The 18892-nt window shown below is 66.7% G+C and carries 15 protein-coding genes; 4 read left to right on the top strand and 11 right to left on the bottom strand.

What is annotated here, in order from left to right:
* Window positions 1-134: 134 nt before the first annotated feature.
* The 3 genes from ACKVEX_RS00175 to ACKVEX_RS00165 all read right to left on the bottom strand — a co-directional run bounded on the left by ACKVEX_RS00175 (window position 135) and on the right by ACKVEX_RS00165 (window position 6272).
* Window positions 135-863, bottom strand: coding sequence for a S1 family peptidase (locus ACKVEX_RS00175; RefSeq protein WP_473213654.1), 729 nt, complete (start codon window positions 861-863; stop codon window positions 135-137).
* A gap of 354 nt (window positions 864-1217) precedes the next feature.
* The gene (locus ACKVEX_RS00170) at window positions 1218-2267 is read right to left on the bottom strand and encodes a Glu/Leu/Phe/Val dehydrogenase dimerization domain-containing protein (protein ID WP_473213653.1); all 1050 of its coding nucleotides are present in this window, start codon (window positions 2265-2267) and stop codon (window positions 1218-1220) included.
* A 417-nt stretch (window positions 2268-2684) separates the two neighbouring features.
* Entirely contained in the window at window positions 2685-6272 is a 3588-nt protein-coding gene (locus ACKVEX_RS00165; protein ID WP_473213652.1) for an indolepyruvate ferredoxin oxidoreductase family protein, read from the bottom strand.
* Window positions 6273-6418: 146 nt separating this feature from the next.
* Between ACKVEX_RS00165 and ACKVEX_RS00160 the strand changes: the two genes are divergently transcribed.
* A complete protein-coding gene (locus ACKVEX_RS00160; protein ID WP_473213651.1) occupies window positions 6419-6697 on the top strand; it encodes a hypothetical protein in 279 nt (92 codons plus the stop codon).
* Between the two features lie 197 nt (window positions 6698-6894).
* Complete coding sequence (locus tag ACKVEX_RS00155; protein ID WP_473213650.1) at window positions 6895-8244, top strand: sodium-dependent transporter; 1350 nt, start codon at window positions 6895-6897, stop codon at window positions 8242-8244.
* Between the two features lie 90 nt (window positions 8245-8334).
* Here the strand turns inward: ACKVEX_RS00155 and ACKVEX_RS00150 are convergent, their stop codons facing one another.
* Both ACKVEX_RS00150 and ACKVEX_RS00145 read right to left on the bottom strand, forming a co-directional pair.
* On the bottom strand, window positions 8335-8793 hold the full coding sequence (locus tag ACKVEX_RS00150) for an Lrp/AsnC family transcriptional regulator (protein ID WP_473213649.1): 459 nt from the start codon (window positions 8791-8793) through the stop codon (window positions 8335-8337).
* Window positions 8794-8989: 196 nt separating this feature from the next.
* The gene (locus tag ACKVEX_RS00145) at window positions 8990-9961 is read right to left on the bottom strand and encodes an NAD(P)H-dependent flavin oxidoreductase (protein ID WP_473213648.1); all 972 of its coding nucleotides are present in this window, start codon (window positions 9959-9961) and stop codon (window positions 8990-8992) included.
* A 214-nt stretch (window positions 9962-10175) separates the two neighbouring features.
* On the opposite strand from ACKVEX_RS00145, the gene ACKVEX_RS00140 reads away from it, so the two are divergent.
* A complete protein-coding gene (locus ACKVEX_RS00140) occupies window positions 10176-10793 on the top strand; it encodes a trimeric intracellular cation channel family protein (protein ID WP_473213647.1) in 618 nt (205 codons plus the stop codon).
* 55 nt (window positions 10794-10848) lie between these two features.
* Here ACKVEX_RS00140 and ACKVEX_RS00135 read toward each other — a convergent pair whose 3' ends face one another.
* The 3 genes from ACKVEX_RS00135 to ACKVEX_RS00125 all read right to left on the bottom strand — a co-directional run bounded on the left by ACKVEX_RS00135 (window position 10849) and on the right by ACKVEX_RS00125 (window position 13857).
* Window positions 10849-12315 (bottom strand): AsmA family protein, encoded by a 1467-nt coding sequence (locus ACKVEX_RS00135; protein ID WP_473213646.1) that lies wholly within the window; start codon window positions 12313-12315, stop codon window positions 10849-10851.
* Window positions 12316-12336: 21 nt separating this feature from the next.
* Entirely contained in the window at window positions 12337-12978 is a 642-nt protein-coding gene (locus tag ACKVEX_RS00130) for an MBL fold metallo-hydrolase (RefSeq protein WP_473213645.1), read from the bottom strand.
* Between the two features lie 108 nt (window positions 12979-13086).
* Window positions 13087-13857, bottom strand: coding sequence for an ABC transporter substrate-binding protein (locus ACKVEX_RS00125; protein WP_473214264.1), 771 nt, complete (start codon window positions 13855-13857; stop codon window positions 13087-13089).
* A 170-nt stretch (window positions 13858-14027) separates the two neighbouring features.
* On the opposite strand from ACKVEX_RS00125, the gene ACKVEX_RS00120 reads away from it, so the two are divergent.
* Window positions 14028-15119, top strand: a complete 1092-nt coding sequence (locus tag ACKVEX_RS00120) for a substrate-binding domain-containing protein (protein WP_473213644.1) — start codon at window positions 14028-14030, stop codon at window positions 15117-15119.
* Between the two features lie 21 nt (window positions 15120-15140).
* On the opposite strand, the gene ACKVEX_RS00115 is transcribed toward ACKVEX_RS00120, so the two are convergent.
* From ACKVEX_RS00115 to phnD, 3 genes are read right to left on the bottom strand one after another with little or no spacing between them, the layout of a single operon-like run.
* The gene (locus ACKVEX_RS00115) at window positions 15141-17108 is read right to left on the bottom strand and encodes a PhnE/PtxC family ABC transporter permease (RefSeq protein ID WP_473213643.1); all 1968 of its coding nucleotides are present in this window, start codon (window positions 17106-17108) and stop codon (window positions 15141-15143) included.
* Window positions 17109-17121: 13 nt separating this feature from the next.
* Window positions 17122-17913: a phosphonate ABC transporter ATP-binding protein gene (locus tag ACKVEX_RS00110; protein ID WP_473213642.1), complete on the bottom strand. Its 792-nt coding sequence runs from the start codon at window positions 17911-17913 to the stop codon at window positions 17122-17124.
* Window positions 17914-17918: 5 nt separating this feature from the next.
* Window positions 17919-18845: a phosphate/phosphite/phosphonate ABC transporter substrate-binding protein gene (phnD, locus tag ACKVEX_RS00105; protein WP_473213641.1), complete on the bottom strand. Its 927-nt coding sequence runs from the start codon at window positions 18843-18845 to the stop codon at window positions 17919-17921.
* Window positions 18846-18892: the final 47 nt, after the last annotated feature.

The raw sequence follows: 18892 nt of genomic DNA, 5'->3' as shown, positions 1-18892 counted from the left end.
GGCGACAATCGGGCGTTGCCTGATTCCGGGGTCCCGCTCGTTGCACGATCCGCGCGATCGGTGTCCACAGGCTCATGATCGTCACGACGGTCGCGACCTGAACGGCGACGGCCGCGCCTGACGCGAGGCGGGCGTCAAGCCGCGGTGAGCGTCATCAGGATATCCGCATACCACGCGCAGTTGAGCCCGAGCGCCTCATCCACTTCGACGTCGCGGCCCACGTCCAGACGCGCCGAATGCACGCCCAGCAGCATCCACGGCAAAGCGCCCTGCGCGGGATCGGGGTCGGATATCCGCATCACCACCGGCGCGCCGCTGGTGCCGCGATGGGTGCGGGCATCGGTCAGGAAATAGCCTTCGCCCTTAAAACGGAGGCCGAAGGACGAGGCCAGCGCCGCCTGGCGGACCACCGGCATGTGATGTAGCGTGTCGTGGAAACCGAGCGGAAAACCGACCACCAGCAGCGAAGATCCGATCTCGACATGACCCGAGGCAGGCAGCAGGTGATCCGGCGTGAACGCGTAGACCACCGCGGTGGACGGTAGCGCATCGCGCTCGATCTCGAGCACCGCGACATCGATCTCGCCGGCGGCATCGACACCCTGGCGCCACAGACTCTGTCCATCGCGGTACAGCGGGATCGAGAACCACACCGAACCGGCCATGTTGTCCGGATCGGTGTGCAGCTCGATCTCGATGCGGCTCGGAAAGTGATCGCTGGGTTGGTCGCTGAGCACATGTCGGCTGGTGACCAGAAACAGCCGCCCGTCGCGCTCGAAGAAAAAACCGCTGGCGTTCGTCATCGGGCGCTGAATGTCGAAGGTGCACACGCGCGCGGCGGCCAGAAGCAGGGATTCGATCATTGCAGGGGTACCGGTTCGTTGAAATTCGGCCGGCGACGGCGCCCCCGAAAAGAGCACCAGCGACACCGCGGATCCCCGCATTGTGCACGAGCTTCTTCGAAAACGCCCGCGCAGAAGGCCAATCGCATGAGGCACGACACCGTGGGACGGTGATGGCTGCCACCCCCCGCGGCGACTCGGCCCGAGCGCATGCCGCTGTTGGCGAGCGTAGCGCTCGCGATCCCTGCTGTCTGAGCGCGAAGCGCGAGTTCAGGGATCGCAGCGAAGCGAGCCTTACAGCGGCAGCGCGAGTGGCCGTCGGAGCCGCGGGGGGTGGCAGCCATCACCGTCCCGCGACGCCCGGTCGACGAGAGCTCAGCGCTTGAAGCGCTCCTCCGCGATCGCGTCGGCGACTTCGCCGGTTGGGCGCTCTTCCTTGCCGGCACGCTCGAAGAGCTCCATCAGGTTGTCGTAGATACCCTCGACATGCTTGAGCAGCGCGGCACGCTCGAAACCGATACGCTCGTGATAGACGTCGATGATGCCACCGGCGTTGATGACATAGTCGGGCGCATACAGGATGCCGCGCTTCATCAGCTCGACGCCGTGACGCGTCTCGGCGAGCTGGTTGTTCGACGCGCCGGCGACGACCCTGGCCTTCAGTTGCGGGATGGTATGGTCGTTCAGCACCGCGCCGAGCGCGCATGGCGCAAACACGTCCACGTCCAGGCCGAAGATCTCATCCGGCGCAACCACGACCGCGCCGAGTTCCTGGGCGGCCCGGGTCAGGCTGTCGCGATGGATGTCGGTCACCCACAGTGTCGCACCCGCTTCCTTCAACTGGCGGGCGAGATCGAAACCGACGTTGCCGACGCCCTGCACCGCGACCCGCAGCCCCTCCAGCGAATCACGCCCGAGACCCGCCTTCACCGCAGCCTTGATGCCGATGAAGGTGCCATAGGCGGTGGCGGGCGACGGATCGCCGCTGCGCGTGCCGTCCTCGGTCGGCTTGTCCTTGATGCCGGCCACGTGGGCGGTGAACTGGTTCATGTACTTCATGTCGGCGACGCTGGTGCCCGAGTCCTCGGCCGCGATGTAGCGGCCGCCCAGTTGCTCCAGCGCACGCGCGAACGCAGCCAGCAGCTCGGGCGTCTTCTCGGTACGCGCATTGCCGATGATCACCGACTTGCCACCGCCCAGCCTCAGATTGGCCATCGCGGACTTGTAGGTCATGCCGCGCGACAGGCGCAGCACGTCGCGCACTGCCTCCTCCTCGCTCGCGTACGGCCACATCCGGCAGCCGCCCAGCGCGGGGCCGAGGTTGGAGTTATGGACCGCGATGATCGCCTTCAGTCCGCTCTTGTCGTCGCTGCAGAATACGACCTGTTCGTGATCCGCGAAATCGCTCAGTGAAAATACAGCCATGGTGTGTCTCCTTCCGTTGTGTGGAGGTTGTGCCAGCCGGCACCCGCCGCGCTTCTGGCGCGGCAGGGGAAAGCTGAACGTGGGTGAAACTGCTTACAAGCAACCCTTCAGGACATCAGACCGTTTTCTGGTAAGAGACCGTCCCGGGGCGCCCAAGTGCGAACAAACCGAATCTCCCGCTTCAGAACGCGAGGCGTAGCGAGTCGTCGATGGCGGCCGCCCTCGCGGCGACTCAGCCCGAGCGCATGCCGCTGTTGGCGGGCGTAGCGGCCGCGATCCCTGCTGTCTGAGGCCGCAGGCCGAGTTCAGGGATCGCAGCGAAGCGCGCCTTACAGCGGCAGCGCGAGTGGCTGTCGGAGCCGCGAGGGCGGCCGCCATCGACGACTCGCGGCTCAGCACCCCACTCGACATACGCATTCAACCGGCCAACACCGCGATGATTTTTCTCGGCATGCCCGGCTTGTGCGGCGCGGCCGGCTCCTTGCGACGGAACGCATCGAGCAGCACCGCCTGGCGCTTGCGCGCACCGGCGAGGTAGCGCTCGCGCACATGACCGAAGCCACGGATCTGCTCCGGGATCGCCGCCAGTTCGATCGCGGTCTCGTGGTTGGCACGCTCCAGCCCGCCGATGATCTCCTCGACCACCCGCTCGTAATCGGCGATCAGTTCGCGATCGAGCTTGCGGTCATGGGACCGGGCGAACGGATCCAGCATCGAACCGCGCAGGTGACGGAACTTCGCCAGCATGCGCATCGCCTTCAGCATCCACGGACCGTAGGCCTTCTTCTTCAACTCGCCGGTGAGCGGATCCCTGTCGGCCAGAGCCGGCGGAGCGAGGTGGAAGACCAGCTTGTAGTCGCCCTCGAACTGCTCCCCGACCCGCTTCAGGAAGTCGCTGTCAGCGTACATGCGCGCGACCTCGTACTCGTCCTTGTACGCGAGCAGCTTGTGATAGCCGCGTGCGACCGCCTCGGTCAGCAGCGTGATACCCGGCGCGACCCGATTCTCGGCGGCACGCACCCGCTCGACCAGCTTCAGGTAGCGCCCGGCGTAGGCCGCATCCTGATACTCGGTAAGCTGCGCCTTGCGCCTTGAGATGACCTCGTCGAGGCTGGTCGACAGCTTGTGATGCTCGGGCGTACCGGTCTTCGGCTTGGCCAGTTCGCTGACCGACGCCAGATCCACCGCGGCGCGGCGCCCCCAGGTGAAGGCGGCCTTGTTCGCCTCGACCGCGGCGCCGTTGATCTCGATCGCACGCAGGATCGCGTCGCCGGACAGCGGCACCAGCCCCTTCTGCCACGCGTAGCCGAGCATGAACAGGTTGGTCGCGATCGAGTCGCCCAACAGCGCAGTCGCGATCCGCGTGGCGTCGAGGAAGTCGGCATTGCCCGCCCCGACCGCGTCGATGATCTGCGCTTCCATCGCGCCGGCCGGGAATTGCGGATCGGCGTTCGCGTCGACATCGCCGCTGCGCGCCTGGGCCGCGAAGCCGCGCACGAATTCACTGGTCATGGTCTGATCGCGGTTGATCACGACCCGGGTGTGGTCCAGACGCATCTTCGCGATCGACTCGTCGCTGGCGGCGACCACCAGATCGCAGCCGATGACCGCATTCGCCTCGCCGGCGGCGACCCGCGCCGCGAACAGCTGCTCCGACCGGTCCGCGATACGCACATGCGACCAGACCGAACCGCCCTTCTGCGCGAGGCCGGCCATGTCGAGCACCGAGATGCCCTTGCCTTCCAGATGCGCGGCCATGCCGAGCAGCGCACCGATGGTCACGACGCCGGTGCCGCCCACGCCGGTGATCAGGATACCCCACGGCGCGGCTGTGCTCGGCAACTGCGGTTCGGGCAGATCGGCGACCGGGCTCGACCCCGCACCGACTGCCTTGCCCTTGCGCAGCCTGCCGCCTTCGACCGTCACGAAGCTCGGACAGAAACCCTTGATGCACGAAAAGTCCTTGTTGCAGGAGGACTGGTCGATCGTGCGCTTGCGCCCGAACTCGGTGTCCACGGTACCGACGGACATGCAGTTGGACTTGTCGCTGCAGTCTCCGCAGCCCTCGCACACCAGATCATTGATCACGACGCGGGTGGCCGGATCAGGGAAGGTGCCGCGCTTGCGGCGGCGGCGCTTCTCGGCGGCACAGGTCTGGTCGTAGATGATCGCGGTCACGCCGGGGGCGGTGCGCAGTTCGCGCTGCACCGCATCCATTTCGTCGCGGTGACGGATAGGTACGCCGTGCGGCAGATCGGCCGGACCGTAGGCGCGCGCGGTGCCGTCATTGACCACCACCACGTTGGACACGCCCTCGGCCTGCAGCTGGCGGGCGATGATCGGCACGCTCAGCGCGCCGTCGTGGGGCTGACCTCCGGTCATCGCGACCGCGTCGTTGTACAGGATCTTGTAGGTGATGTTCACCTTCGCTGCCACCGCCGCGCGGATCGCGAGGATGCCGGAGTGCATGTAGGTACCGTCGCCCAGGTTGGCGAACACGTGCGGCGTCTTGGTGAAGGGCGACTGGCCGACCCAGGGCACACCCTCCCCGCCCATCTGGCAGAAGGTCTGGGTGTGCTCGGGCGACAGCCAGGTCGCCATGTAATGGCAGCCGATGCCGGCGATCGCGCGCGAGCCTTCAGGCACCTTGGTCGAGGTGTTGTGCGGACAGCCGGAGCAGTAATGCGGCACACGCTGGATCACCGGGCGCGGCTTGGCGAGCGCAGCCTCCTTGGCCTCGATGAAGGCCATACGTGCCTTGATCCGGTCGGACGTGTAGTGGCGCGCGATGCGGCCGGCGATCGCGCGCGCGATCATGGCCGGCGTCAGTTCGCCTGCCGCCGGCAAGAGCCATTCGCTGTGCGGCAGGGACCACTCGCCCTTCTCGTCGAACTTGCCGATCACGCGCGGGCGCACATCGTCCTTCCAGTTGTAGAGTTCCTCCTTGAGCTGATACTCGAGGAACTGGCGCTTCTCCTCGATCACCAGGATCTCGTCCAGTCCGTCGGCGAAGCTGCGCACCCCTTCGGCTTCCAGCGGCCACACCATGCCCACCTTGTACAGGCGGATGCCGATCTCGGCGGCGGTGGCCTCGTCGATGCCGAGATCCGCCAGCGCCTGGCGCACGTCGAGGTAGCTCTTGCCGCTGGTGATGATGCCGAGCTTGGCCTTGGGGCTGTCGATGACGACCCGGTTCAGCTGGTTGGCGCGGCAATAGGCCAGCGCGGCATACAGCTTGTGATGCAGCAGGCGCTCTTCCTGCACCAGCGGCGGGTCGGGCCAGCGCAGGTTCAGGCCGTCGGCCGGCAGCGGAAACGCGTCCTGGGCCGGGATCACGGTCTTCACCTTGAACGGATCGACATCGACCGAAGCCGACGTCTCGACCGTGTCGGTCAGCGCCTTGAATGCGACCCAGCAGCCCGAATAGCGCGACAGCGCGAAGCCGTGCAGGCCGTACTCCAGGTATTCCTGAATGCCGGCCGGTGCGAGCACCGGCATCATCAAGGCCTTGAACACGTGCTCGGTCTGGTGCGGCAGCGTGGACGACTTGGCCGCATGGTCGTCACCGGCGATCACCAGCACTCCACCATGCTTCGATGTCCCGGCCGCGTTGGCATGCCGGAACACGTCGCCGGTACGGTCGACGCCGGGACCCTTGCCGTACCAGATCGAGAACACGCCCTCGACCGTCGCGTTCGGGTCCAGCGTGACCTGCTGCGTACCCCATACCGCGGTGGCGGCGAGATCCTCGTTCAGGCCTGGCTGGAAGCGGATCTGCTTCGGTTCCAGAAACTTCTTCGCCTTCCAGAATTCCTGGTCGACATTGCCGAGTGGTGAGCCCCGATAACCGGTCACGAAACCGGCGGTGTTCAGGCCGGCGGCTTCGTCGCGCATCTTCTGCATCATCGGCAGGCGCACCAGCGCCTGTATGCCGGTCATCCAGGCGCGGCCGGTGGTGAGGGTGTACTTGTCGTCAAGGGCAACGGGGGGCAGCGTGTTTTGCATGGCGTCCGACACTTCGCTCGGCCGGACGACGCTTGTGACGCCGGCGGCAGACGGAAGGGCCTTGTCTCCTCTGTATGGGTTGTTTTCGGGGCGATCCGGGGTTTCCTCCGCGGACCCGCCGTCAGCGAATCCGGTACCGATATGCTATGGATAAGCAACAACGAAAATTTGTCTCGATGCGGAGCCGAAGCGGCTCTCCGAGAAATATTTTTTCGACTTTTCGGGATTTCGCGGCAAGAACTGGGATCGGCGATTTTCCTTCAGCCCGAATCGCAGAATACCGCAATGGTTGCATTAAAGTACTATCCATCAACGACTTCAGTGCATTCGGCGCAGCGTTACCCGCCCCTGAGCGCAACAAGATGCTGCGCCGCAGCATGCCGTGTCGCAAAATTTTTTCGCCCTCTCGAGAATTACCGGAATGATCCTCCTCATAAATCCCATATATGTCCGCATTACGAAGAGTTATTCCCGCACCTGATCCTTAACATTTACCGTTGCCATCGACCCGATGCGCGCCGACGAACAATTCCCACAAGGAGGAGACATTCCATGCACGCCACGACACGCGCAAACCTGAGACGCCGGCCAGCCGACTTCCGTTTCGGAGGACACCACTGACATGAGCGCATCGCATACCCACTCCCACGCGCAATGGTCTTCCCGCCTCGGTTTCGTGCTCGCCGCCACCGGCTCTGCAGTCGGACTGGGCAACATCTGGAAGTTTCCATACATGATCGGGCAAAGCGGCGGCGCAGCCTTCGTGCTGATCTATCTGCTGTGCATCGCGATGATCGGCCTGCCTATCCTGGTCTCCGAGTGGATGCTCGGACGCCGCGGCCAGAAAAATCCGATCAATACGATGAGCGAACTGGCCCGCAAGAACAATCGCAGCCAGGGCTGGATAGTGGTCGGCCTGACCGGCGTGCTCGGCGCGTTCCTGATCCTGTCCTTCTACAGCGTGATCGGTGGCTGGGCGCTCGCCTACGTCGGTGATGCGATCGGCGGCGGGTTCCGCGGGCTCGACGCGGATGGCGCCGGCGCACTGTTTACCGGCATGCTGGCCAAACCCGGCGCCCTGCTGCTGTGGCACACCGCCTTCATGGCACTGACCGTGGGCGTGGTCGCGATGGGCGTCACCGGCGGTCTGGAGCGCGGCGCGAAACTGTTGATGCCGGCCCTGGGCGTGCTCCTGCTGGTGCTGGTGCTGTATGGCATGACCACCGGCGGCTTCGGCGAGGCGGTGGCCTACCTGTTCAATCCCGACTGGAGCAAGGTCACCGGCGAAGTCGTGCTGGCCGCGCTCGGCCACGCCTTCTTCACGCTGTCGCTCGGCATGGGGATCATGATGGCCTACGGTTCCTACCTGGACAAGAAGGTGGATCTGCTGCGCACCGCACGCACCGTGGTCATCATGGACACCGTGATCGCGATCGCCGCCGGTCTCGCGATCTTCCCGATCGTGTTCGCCAACAACCTCGACCCTGCGGCGGGCCCCGGGCTGATCTTCGTCACGCTGCCGCTGGCGTTCGGAAGCATTTCGGGCGGCACGCTGCTCGGGCTGGTGTTCTTCCTGCTGCTGACCTTCGCCGCGCTGACCTCGGCGATCTCCTTGCTCGAACCGATCGTGGAACTGGTCGAGGAACGCACCCCGCTGAACCGGGTGGCTGCCACCGTCGTCGCCGGCCTCGCGACCTGGGGACTCGGCATCGCGGCCTTGCTGTCCTTCAACGCGTGGAGCGACGTGCTGGTGTTCGGCCTGAACGTCTTCGATCTGCTCGACCAACTCACCAGCAAGTTCCTGCTGCCGCTGACCGGCCTGGGCGTGATCGTGTTCGCCGCGTGGTGTCTGGACAAGGAAAGCATGCGCCGCGAACTCGGGCTGGGTGCGACGACGTTCTCGGCGTGGCAGGTGGTGACCCGCTACATCGCACCGGCCGGCGTGCTGGTGGTGTTCTTCAACAGCCTGTAAGCGTCTCCCGGCGCGGCCAGGGAAACCTGGGGCGGCCCGGCGTTTCCGGCCAGGTCTCCCGGAACCGACCCGACCGACGGCGCTGTCGCATCAAAGCGGCAGCGCCGTTTCGTTCTTGATCTCGCGCAAGGCCACGCTCGAATGGGTGACGTCGACCTCGGGGATCTTCAGCAGGAAGTTGTGCATGAACGCCGACAAGGCCTCGAGGCTGGGCAGGTAGAGCTTGAGCAGGCAATCGGTCTCGCCCAGCAGTTCATAGCATTCGACGACTTCGTCGCAGCTCTTGACCACGGTCTCGAAGCGGTCGAGCACATCCGCGCTGTGCTTCTTCAGCTTCACCCGCACCCACACGCAGGTGGTCAGCCCGAGCTTGTGCCGATCGAGTAGCGCGACATAGCCCTTGATCAGCCCCGACTCTTCCAGATCCTTGACTCGCCGCCAGCATGGCGACGGGGACAGGCCGACCTTGTCCGCCAGATGCTGCGTGCTCAGCGTCGAGTCCTTCTGCAGCAGGGTCAGAATCCGCCGCTGCGCGGAATCCAGTTTCATGCCGTCGTCTCCGCCATGTGTCCGCTCGCGACCGACGCGCCCGCCATCGGATCGTGATCGACGAACCGGTTGTGATCGTCCGCTACATGTTAATCGCCCACACGCACGATCGCCCCATCAATTCCATGCCGTCATCCCCGCGAACGACATGAACGGCAGAACCGGCAGCCCGCAGATGCCGGCCGATCGCCGACCGTTATTCGCGCACGCCGGCACTGACCGGCAGCGCGCATGCGGCCTGGTATTCGGCCGCGAGCCGCGCGACCAGTTCGGCGACCGGCAGCACGTCGTGGATCGTCGACACGCCATGCCCGGCGCTCCATACGTCCCGCCAGGCGCGGGCCTCGTCGCCGATGCCGTGGAGCTTGCCCTTGCCCGTCCCCGCCGCGAGGGCCTCGCGCTCGAAGCCGGCTTTTTCGAGGCTGCCCCACATGAAGTTCGCATTGGTGCCCGAGATCGCGTCGGTGTAGACGATGTCGGCAGCGCGACTGTCGACCAGCATGCGCTTGTATGCGTCGTCCGCGCGCGACTCGCGCGTCGCGATGAATCGCGTACCCATGTACGCGAAGTCCGCGCCCATGACCTCGGCCGCACGCACGCTCGCACCATCGGAGATCGCACCGGCCAGAATCAGCGTGCCGTCCCAGAACTCGCGAATCTCCCGGATAAGGCTGAACGGGCTCTGCGTGCCCGCATGGCCGCCCGCGCCGGCGCACACCGCGATCACGCCATCGACGCCGGCTTCGGTCGCCTTCCTGGCATGGTAGGCATGAATGATGTCCGAGAACACCAGCCCGCCGTAATCATGCACGATGCGTGCGACCTCGCCGGGATGACCGAGACTGGTGATCACGAACGGGACCTTGTGCTTGACCACCAGCGCCAGGTCGTCGCGCATCCGTTCGTTGCTCGGATGCAGGATCAGATTCACGCCGAACGGCGCGCACGGCGCAGCCGGGGCGGCTTCGCGGTGCGCGGCCAGCTCGCGACCGATCCGGCCCAGCCATTCGTCGAGCTGCGCAGGCGGCCGTGCATTCAGTGAAGGGAACGTGCCGGCCACACCCGCCTTGCAGGTCTCGATGACGAGTTCCGGTCCGGACACCAGGAACATCGGCGCGGCGATCGCAGGCAGGCTCATCCGGCGCTGGAACATTTCGGGTATCGGCATGCTGTCTCCTGGATGCATTGCTGTCGCGCGGGTCTCCGGCCCCGGCAGGCGGATCAGCCAGAGGTCGGGATCGCGTCGGCGTCATGATACCCCTCGACGCAGCCTCCGCGTTCAGCGTCTGCATCGGCTGCTCGCGGGTCACGTCGAGCCGGATCAAGGCCTTGTCGCGAGCACCGATGGCGAAGCGACGAGCGGATTGCTATGCTCCGTCCCCATGAATCTCGAAACCCTCGTCTACAGCATCGGTATCGCCGCGGTCGCGGTCAATGCGTCTTCCGGCGTGCTCGAGGCCGGGCGACGGCCGTTCGACCTGTTCGGGATGGTGGTGGTCGCGCTCGCGGCCGCGCTCGGCGGCGGATCGCTGCGCGACGTGCTGCTGGATCGGACGGTGTTCTGGATCGCCGACCAGACCTACCTGATCGCGGCGATCATCGCGGGGCTGGTGACCTTTGCGCTGGTGCGCATGGTCAGGCTGCCGACCAAGCTGTTCCTGCTGCCCGACGCGATCGGGCTGGCGCTGTTCACGGTCAGCGGCACGCAGGCGGCGCTGTCGGTCGGGGCGCCATGGCTGGTCGCGAGCCTGATGGGGGTGGTCACCGGCGTTTTCGGCGGCATCCTCCGCGACATGCTGTGCAACGAGGTGCCGCTGGTGTTTACCGGCGAACTGTATGCGACCGCGTCGTGGGCCGGCGCGCTGCTGGTGGTCGGGCTGATGGCCTACGGCCTGTCCGCCGGCTGGGCCGCGATCGCCGGCGGATCGCTGGTGCTGCTGATCCGTCTGTGCGCGATCGTGTTCAAGTGGCGGCTGCCGATCTTCACCGCGCGCGGCTGACGGGCTCGTCGAATACGCGACACAAGCGTGCCAACGGCCCCGGATTCGTGCGCCGTCAACGTCCCAGGCTGAGCGTCGCGTCGCGGCTTTGCAGGCCGCGCACGCGCAAGGTCTGCACCGTGAGCTGCCCGGTCACCGGCCAATCGCGCCAGATCGAAAGATCGAGCGGGCCTGATGCTGCGGCCGGCGGGGGCAGATAGGCGTCCAGGTCGAGTCGATCGAGAACGAGCTGCACCGCCAGCGACGGGGACCGGGTGCTCTCGAACTGCCACTGGCCGTCGAATCGGGTGGCGTCGAAGGTACCACCCACGCGTCCGTGCATCTGCGCCGTGCTCACGATATCCGCCGGATCCAGTGTCACGCCTGCATCACCCTCGAAGGCTATCTCGAACGTCGACGGCCCACCGGCCGGGTGCGGCAGCGCCAGCGTGCCGTCGCGCGCGACCAGGGACGCCGTCACGATGCCGCTGGCCGCGTCGCGTCGAATATCCAGACCACCGGACAGTTCGAGCATGAGCGGCGGGTCCGGGACGTGTGTGATGTCCAGCTCGAAGCCCTGCAGATCGATCCGGTTCAGATCCTCGATGATCAGCCCGGACGCAGCGAGGGTGCCATTCATGCGCCGGTCGTCTAGCCGCAGTTCGGCATCGAAGCGGGGTTCGGCTGCCGTCCACCCGCGCATCCCCGGTCGCAGTCCGGCCGAAGCCAGTCGGCCGTCCAGTCCGACGCCGGCCATCTGCATAGACACGCGGGCCAGAATGCCCACGAGCGCCGGCGGCGCATCATCCGGGATCATCACGCGCCCGATGTCGAGGTCGATACGCACCGCGTCGAAGCCGGCACCCTCACCCTCGACGACCAGCGACAGGTCGTCCAGCCGCCGTTCGACACCGAGCGGCGCGAAGCCGCCGCCGAGCGCGATCCGCATGTTCAGGGCGGTCGCCCCCGACAGCATCGCGTCCGCCGTCAGTTTGAAACGGCCGGGCTCGGCCGGCAGGATCGGTCCCGCGCTCAGATCCAGGGATGACAATACCAGTGCCGGCTCGCCATCGACCCGAAGCATGGCATCGGAAATATGCACCAGGTCGATGCCGGGCACGACCGACGCTCCGGCACCCTGGTCGCCGGTCCGGACCCAGCCGTCGGCGCGCCAATGGTTCGGCTGGTCGCGCGACAGCGTCAGTTCCAGTCCTGCGAGCGTGACCGAGCGGGCATGGAGGCGCCGCTCGAACAATACGTCCCTATCCAGAATCACCCGCAGTTCGCGTACCCGTAGCCGCGCCACGCCATCGTCATCGACTACGCTCACATCGCGCACGGTCAGCGACGCCTCGGGGTAGAGCGACCATTCGAGTGGCGCGTCGATCCGCAGCCCCGGCACCAGCAGCGCCGCAGCCTGCTCGAGCAGCAGTCCGCGCAGCACGCGTTCGCCGAACCGGTGCGTCAGCGCGGCCACGACCAGCAACACGAGCAGGATCAGGACCGCGACGATCCGGGCCTTGCGCCACCGACGCGCGCTCACGCCGGCACTCCGCGACCTGCGTCAGCCGCGATCGGCGACGTAGGGATTACTCGCCCGCTCGCGGCCGAAGGTCGACATCGGACCATGGCCCGGGACGAAACGCACGTCGTCACCGAGCGGAAAGAGCTTGTTCCTGATCGAGCTGATCAGCGTCGCATGGTCGCCGCGGGGAAAGTCGGTGCGGCCGATCGAGCCCGCGAACAGCACGTCGCCGACCAGCGCCAGTCTCGCACCAGGGTGGAAGAACACGACATGGCCCGGGGTGTGGCCCGGCGCGTGGATGACCTGGAACGTCTGCTCCCCCACCGTGACCGTGTCGCCGTCGGCAAGCCAGCGGTCAGGCGTGAAGGCCTCGCCGTTCGGTAAACCGAACATCCGGCTCTGATCGGGCATGCCGTCGATCCAGAAGCGGTCATCGGGGTGCGGTCCCTCGATCGGCACGCCCAGCTCGCGCGCGAGCTTCGCGGTGCCGCCCGCATGGTCGATATGGCCGTGCGTGATCAGGATCTTCTCGATCGTCACGCCGAGCTTCGCCGCGGCGGCAACAATGCGGTCGAGATCCCCACCGGGATCGACGACCGCCGCCTTCTTCGTGGCTTCGCACCACACGATGCTGCAGTTCTGTTCGAACGGGGTGACCGGGACGATGCGGCAATCGATCATGACTCTGGACCAGGGTATCGGACTGAAGGCCGTAGTCTACCCTTTTGCCGAGCCCTCGATCATGCTGCGCGATCGCCTTCCGCTGACCTCACGTCACCCGAGGGCAGCTCACTCGGCCGCGTTCGGGAAGAACAGTTGCTCACCGTCGATCTGATAGGAGGCGATCGCGGTCTGCCCATCGACCGAGACCAGCCAGTCGACGAACGCCTGCGCTTCGGCCTGCTTAACATGCGGGTGCAGCGCCGGATGGACCACCATCACGCCGTACTGGTTGAACAGGCGCGAGTCGCCTTCGACCAGAATCGTCAGATCGCCGCGGTTCTTGAAGCTCAGCCAGGTGCCGCGGTCGGTCAGCACGTAGGCGCCGCTGGAAGCGCCCATGTTCAGTGCCGGCCCCATGCCGCAACCGCACTCCTTGTAGCCGCTGCCCTTGTCCTCACCCATGCCGGCCGTTTTCCAATGGCGCAATTCGGCTGCATGCGTGCCACTGCGGTCGCCTCGCGACACGAACGGCGCGTTCGACGCAGCGATCTTCGTCAGCGCCGCGACGATATCCTGACCCTTCGTTCCGGCCGGATCCGACTTCGGGCCGACCAGCACGAAATCGTTGAACATGACCTTGAAACGCTCCACACCGAACCCGTCGGCGACGAACTTCTCCTCGGCCTCGGTGTTGTGCACGAACACCACGTCGGCATCGCCGCGACGGCCCACGTCCAGCGCCTGCCCGGTGCCGAGCGCGACCACCCTGACCTCGATTCCGCTGGCCCCGGTGAATTTCGGCAGGATATGCCCGAACAGGCCGGACTGCTCGGTCGACGTGGTCGAGGCCACGACGATCGACTGCGCCATCGTGGCCGCCGATGCGAGCGCGAACATGCATGCAAGCGCAACCCTGCCCAGGCCTGCAGCCTTGCGAAGCGAAGTGATCAAGCTCATTGTGAAATCTCCTGTGGATGGGTGAATCCGGATCCCGATGGTGAGGCCGACAGGCTCGTGGAATTGACGTAATCTATGAGCACACAGGACTTCCATCAATATGAACGGTCATGCATAGGGTTCGCCTGAACTACACGCTGGCGCGCGATGCCGGTTCTCCGATGATCCGCAACCCGCTGATCGACCTGTTGCAGGCGGTGAACGAGCGAGGTTCGATCAGCGGCGCGGCGCGCGCACTGGAGCTGTCGTATCGGCATGTGTGGGGCGAACTCAAGCGCTGGGAGGTCGAACTCGGACAGCAACTGGTCACCTGGGAGAAGGGTCAACCCGCCCGTCTGACCGAGTTCGCCGCAAAACTGATGTGGGCCGAACGGCAGGCGCAGGCGCGCCTGCTGCCGCAGATCGAAGCGCTGCGTGCCGACCTCGATCGCGCATTCGCGGTCGCGTTCGACGACGCGGCCCATGTCCTGACCTTCTACGCGAGCCATGACCAGGCCCTGGCTGCGCTGAGCGACCTGGCGCGTCGCCGGCGACTGCATCTCGACATCCGCTTCACCGGCAGCGTGGACGCGATTCGCGCATTGAACGAGGGCCGCTGCACGATGGCCGGATTTCATACGCGGCTTGGCCCGGCCGTCGGTACGTTGGCGCAGCGCACCTACAAGCCGCTGCTGCGGCCCGGTCAGCACAAGCTGATCGGTTTCGCGAGCCGGATGCAGGGTCTGATCCTCGCGCCGGGCAACCCGCTGGGCCTCGCGACGCTCGCGGATCTGCGCACGCACCGTGCTCGCTTCGCCAACCGCGCGCGCGGAACCGGCACCCGGGTGCTGTTCGACGATCTGCTGGCCGAGAACGGTCTGAGACCCAACGACATCCTGGGCTACGATCGCGAGGAGCCATCGCATGCGGCGGTCGCCGAAGCGGTCGCAGCCGGTGCGGTGGACGCCGGACTCGGCATCGAAGCGAGCGCGAGGGCGCGCGGACTCGAGTTCGTGCCGCTCGTCGAGGAGCACTATCACCTCGCCTGCCTGAAGAGCAGTCTCGACCAGCCCGCCACGCTGGCACTGATGGAGATCCTGCGCAGCGCCGAATGGCTGGAGCGGCTGGCCGCGCTGCCGGGCTACGCTCCCGCCGAATGCGGCCGCGTGCTGTCGCTGAGCAAGGTCTTGCCATGGTGGCATTACCGGACTCGTAAACGCTGAAAATCGGCAAAAGGACCGCGCTCAGCGCCCGGCGCGCGACAGCTTCAACCACCGCGATGTGCGGTCGATGATCACCGTCAGCAGGACGATCATGATCAGATAGGTGCCGGCGCGCTCGAAGCGGAACCATTCGAAGTTGAAGCTGAACTGGAAGCCCAGGCCGCCGACACCGATCAGCCCCAGCACCACGGCCGCGCGCACGTTGCTCTCGAACTGGAAGAACGCGTAGGTCATCCAGTCACGCCACGCGAGCGGTACTGCGACCGTGCCGAAGGTCGCCAGGCGGGACGCCCCGCACACCGGTTCGAAGCGCCGATGCGGCTGGTTGTCCACCGTCTCGCCGAACACACGGGTCAGCACGCCCAGCGTGTGCACCGCGATCGCGAGGGTGCCGGCCACCAGGCCGGGTCCGAAGAACGCGATGAACAGGAATGCCCACATCACTTCCGGCACGCCGCGAGACACCACTGCGACCGCCCGCGCGGCGACCAGCCACACCCCACGCCACGCGCGTCGCCACGGCGCAGGTGTTTCGCCGGTGAAGCGCGGCGCATGCAACTGGAAGGTCGCCGAATGCGGATAGGTCAGCACGATCGCCGCTGCGACGCCCGCCACCGTGCCGACGATCCCGATCGCGAGCGGTACCGCCGCCGACGCGATCACGCGCCACACGAACCATTTGTCGAGTTCCGCCTTCCAGGCCATCCATGCCTGCGGCCGCCACACATCCAGCGGACCGAACTCGGCGAACAGCGCCACCGCCTTGCCCTGCTGTGCGCGCTCGGCCGCCCGCGCGGGATCGCCGAGCCCGATCGCGGCCAGGTCGAGTTCCGGCGACAGCAGTCGCTCGAAAAAGCGCAGGTTGTCCCAGGCCTGGCCGGTGAACAGTTCCATCGCCGGGGCCAGATGATTGCGCGGCGCCCCGTCCTGCCCGGCGTGATTGCCCCAGCCCATGAACCACAGCGACCATACGACGACCAGCGCGACGAAACCGGTCGCCCACCACGGGCGGAGCGGCGGGCGCGGCATCGCTGCGGCGGCCTCGACCGGACCGGCCACCGCGCACGACGCGCTCACCGCGCCGCCGGCCGCGGCCCGATTCGGGTCGCCGCGCAGCTGACGGCGGATGTAATTGCTCGCGAGATCGGCGGTGAGCGTCAGCAGCAGCGTGAACAGGATCAGCGTGCTGACCTTGTCCCATGCGCCGAAGCGGATCTGGTACCAGATCTCGGAACCCAGTCCGCCCCCGCCGACCGCGCCGATCACCGCCGCGTTGCGGATCGCGCATTCGGCCCGCATCAACGTGAAGGACAGCACGTTGCGCGACGCGAGCGGCCGGATGCCGTACAGAAAGGTCGCGATCCGCCCGCCGCCCAGGCTGCTGACCTGCGCATAACGCGACTCGTCCACGCTGTCCCACAGCTCGCTATAGACCTTAGCCAGGATGCCGGTGATGTTGAGCGCCAGCGCCAACGCGCCGGTGAGCGGCCCGAGCCCGATCATCGCGACCAGCATGATCGCCCACACGAAGTCCGGCACCGCGCGCAGGATATCCTGGACCAACCGGCAGGCCGCGCACAGCAACGCGGTCGGCGAGCGCAGCGGGAAATGCCGCCATCCACGCACGTTGCCGCGGGCGTGCTCCTCGCCCACGCACACCGCCCGGCTCGCCCCCATCGCCAGCGGCCACGCGAGCATCACCGCCAGCGTCGTGCCAAGCACCGCGGCGGACAGCGTCTGCAGCGTCAGGTCCCACGCATGCATGACGAAGGCCCGCGACAGGTCCGGCGACATGAAGGCGGCGAACCATGCACCGATTCGACTGGCCGCCTGCGCGCGGCGCTCCGCGTCGGTCAATGCCGCGAAATCCCATTCGGCTGCGGCGAAGGCGGCAGCCAGCGCGAGCAGCACCGCTAGGATCGCGACGAAATGCCCGAGCGGACGCCGGTCGTGACGGCCGATCGCGTGCTCCAGCGCGAGCGTGCTCATCCGGGGGCAGACCTCATGCCGGCAGCGCCATCTCGTCCAGATGCAGCGCGCGGTACTCTGCACCGTAGAGTTCGCGCAGCAAGAGCTGGCTCAACTGGTCCGGCCTGCCCTGCCAGAACAACCGGCCGCCGCGCAGCGCCACGACCCGGTCGAAATGGCCCTGCAGCAGGTCGAGCGTGTGCAGGTTCACGACCAGCGTCACGCCGTCGCACGCCGCGAGCCCGCACAGCAGCGCGATGATCTCCCGCCCGAGCCGCAGGTCGAGCGCGCTGACCGGTTCGTCGGCCAGCACCAGGCGCGGCTGCTGCACGATCAGCCGTGCGACCGCCACCCGCTGCTGCTGGCCGCCGGACAATTCGTCCGGCAGCGCCCACAGCCTGTCCTCGAGTTCCACCCGCGCCAGCGCCGCGCGGGCCTGTTCGATCTGCTGCGGCCACAGCAGCGACAGCAGCGCACGCGCGAACCACCAGTGGCCGAGCCGACCCATCAGCACGTTGTGCACGACGCGCAGCTGCGGGATCAGGTTGTCCTGCTGATGCAGGAAACCGACCTCCCGCCGCAGGCGTGCGAGCGGACGGCCCGACACACGACGCGTGTCGCGCCCGAGCGTCACCACCTCACCCTCGGCCGGTTTGACCAGTGCGGCGATCAACCGGAACAGCGTGGTCTTGCCCGCGCCGGACGGTCCGATCACGGCCACCCGCTCGCCGGGCGCGATGTCGAGATCGATGTTTTCGAGCACGCGCTGGCGGCCGTACACGACCGATGCAGCGGCGACATGCACCGCGCGATCCTGATTGCTCACGCGCGTCAGCCGCCGATGTCGATACCCGACTCCAGCAGTTCGACATAGCCCATCCATTCGGACATGTCGGCCTCGACGAAGCTGCCGGCCTTCAGATAGCCGAGGATACGGCGACCTTCGTCAGTGCTGCCGTCGATCGCGAGCAGCGCGGCGCGCAGTCCGGCCAGCAGGTCCTCGCCCAGGTCGGCGCGGGCGGTCAGCGCATAATTGGTGAAGGGTGGCGTCGTGTAGACGATGGGGGCGCGGGCCTGCAGCTCGGCGGGCGCCTTGTCCCAGGAGGCGTAGTTCAGTGCGCCCACCTGATGGGTACCGTCGGCCACCATCTGCATCACCACGTCATGGCTGCCGGAATAGGCCACGGTGCGGAACACCGCTTCGGGCGCGACACCGGTCTGATCCACGAAGAACTTGCGCGGCATCATGTGGCCGGAGGTGCTGCTCTTGCTGCCGAAGGTGAAGCTCCAGCCCTGGCCTTCGGCCGCCTTCGCGAGTTCGCCCAGATCGGATAGCGGCGCCAGTCCGGTCCCCGGATTCGCGATGAAGTAGCTGACGAAGCCTTTGTCGATGTCGCGGCTGCCGAGAATGGTCAGCTGGTCACCCATCATCATGCGGGCCTGCGCGGTCGTCACCGCCCCCAGCCACGCGATGTGCGCGCGGCCGGTCGCGAGTGCGGTCACGCTGGCCGCGTAGTTCTCGACATGCATGTACTCGACCGGAAGGCCGACCGCGTCGCCCAGGTGGCGCGCGAGCGCGCCGAAGTTCTCGCGCATGCGGTCTGCGTCGCCGTCGTCCGGGATCGCGGTGATGATCAACTTGGCGGGGCGCTGTTGCGCGTGCGCGCCCGGTGCGGCGATGCCGAGGGAAAGCGCAGCCGCGAGCGTCGCCGTGGCAAGCACAAAGCCTCTGCGCGAGGCGGATTCGATTTGAAACATGAAACACTCCCGATTGTCGGACAGCGGACATCACCGGACGTCCGGTC

Source organism: Denitraticella aggregata, assembly GCF_048158365.1.
In the GTDB taxonomy this organism is placed as follows: Bacteria; Pseudomonadota; Gammaproteobacteria; order Burkholderiales; family Rhodocyclaceae; genus Azoarcus_F.
This window is presented reverse-complemented; position numbering and strand designations above follow the sequence as displayed.

What these genes read in the sequence shown, in the direction of transcription:
- ACKVEX_RS00175 (WP_473213654.1), bottom strand. Translation starts at nt 863, where the DNA reads ATGATCGAATCCCTGCTTCTGGCCGCCGCGCGCGTGTGCACCTTCGAC.
- ACKVEX_RS00170 (WP_473213653.1), bottom strand. Translation starts at nt 2,267, where the DNA reads ATGGCTGTATTTTCACTGAGCGATTTCGCGGATCACGAACAGGTCGTA.
- ACKVEX_RS00165 (WP_473213652.1), bottom strand. Translation starts at nt 6,272, where the DNA reads ATGCAAAACACGCTGCCCCCCGTTGCCCTTGACGACAAGTACACCCTC.
- ACKVEX_RS00160 (WP_473213651.1), top strand. Translation starts at nt 6,419, where the DNA reads ATGGATAAGCAACAACGAAAATTTGTCTCGATGCGGAGCCGAAGCGGC.
- ACKVEX_RS00155 (WP_473213650.1), top strand. Translation starts at nt 6,895, where the DNA reads ATGAGCGCATCGCATACCCACTCCCACGCGCAATGGTCTTCCCGCCTC.
- ACKVEX_RS00150 (WP_473213649.1), bottom strand. Translation starts at nt 8,793, where the DNA reads ATGAAACTGGATTCCGCGCAGCGGCGGATTCTGACCCTGCTGCAGAAG.
- ACKVEX_RS00145 (WP_473213648.1), bottom strand. Translation starts at nt 9,961, where the DNA reads ATGCCGATACCCGAAATGTTCCAGCGCCGGATGAGCCTGCCTGCGATC.
- ACKVEX_RS00140 (WP_473213647.1), top strand. Translation starts at nt 10,176, where the DNA reads ATGAATCTCGAAACCCTCGTCTACAGCATCGGTATCGCCGCGGTCGCG.
- ACKVEX_RS00130 (WP_473213645.1), bottom strand. Translation starts at nt 12,978, where the DNA reads ATGATCGATTGCCGCATCGTCCCGGTCACCCCGTTCGAACAGAACTGC.
- ACKVEX_RS00125 (WP_473214264.1), bottom strand. Translation starts at nt 13,857, where the DNA reads ATGTTCGCGCTCGCATCGGCGGCCACGATGGCGCAGTCGATCGTCGTG.
- ACKVEX_RS00120 (WP_473213644.1), top strand. Translation starts at nt 14,028, where the DNA reads ATGCATAGGGTTCGCCTGAACTACACGCTGGCGCGCGATGCCGGTTCT.
- ACKVEX_RS00115 (WP_473213643.1), bottom strand. Translation starts at nt 17,108, where the DNA reads ATGAGCACGCTCGCGCTGGAGCACGCGATCGGCCGTCACGACCGGCGT.
- phnD (WP_473213641.1), bottom strand. Translation starts at nt 18,845, where the DNA reads ATGTTTCAAATCGAATCCGCCTCGCGCAGAGGCTTTGTGCTTGCCACG.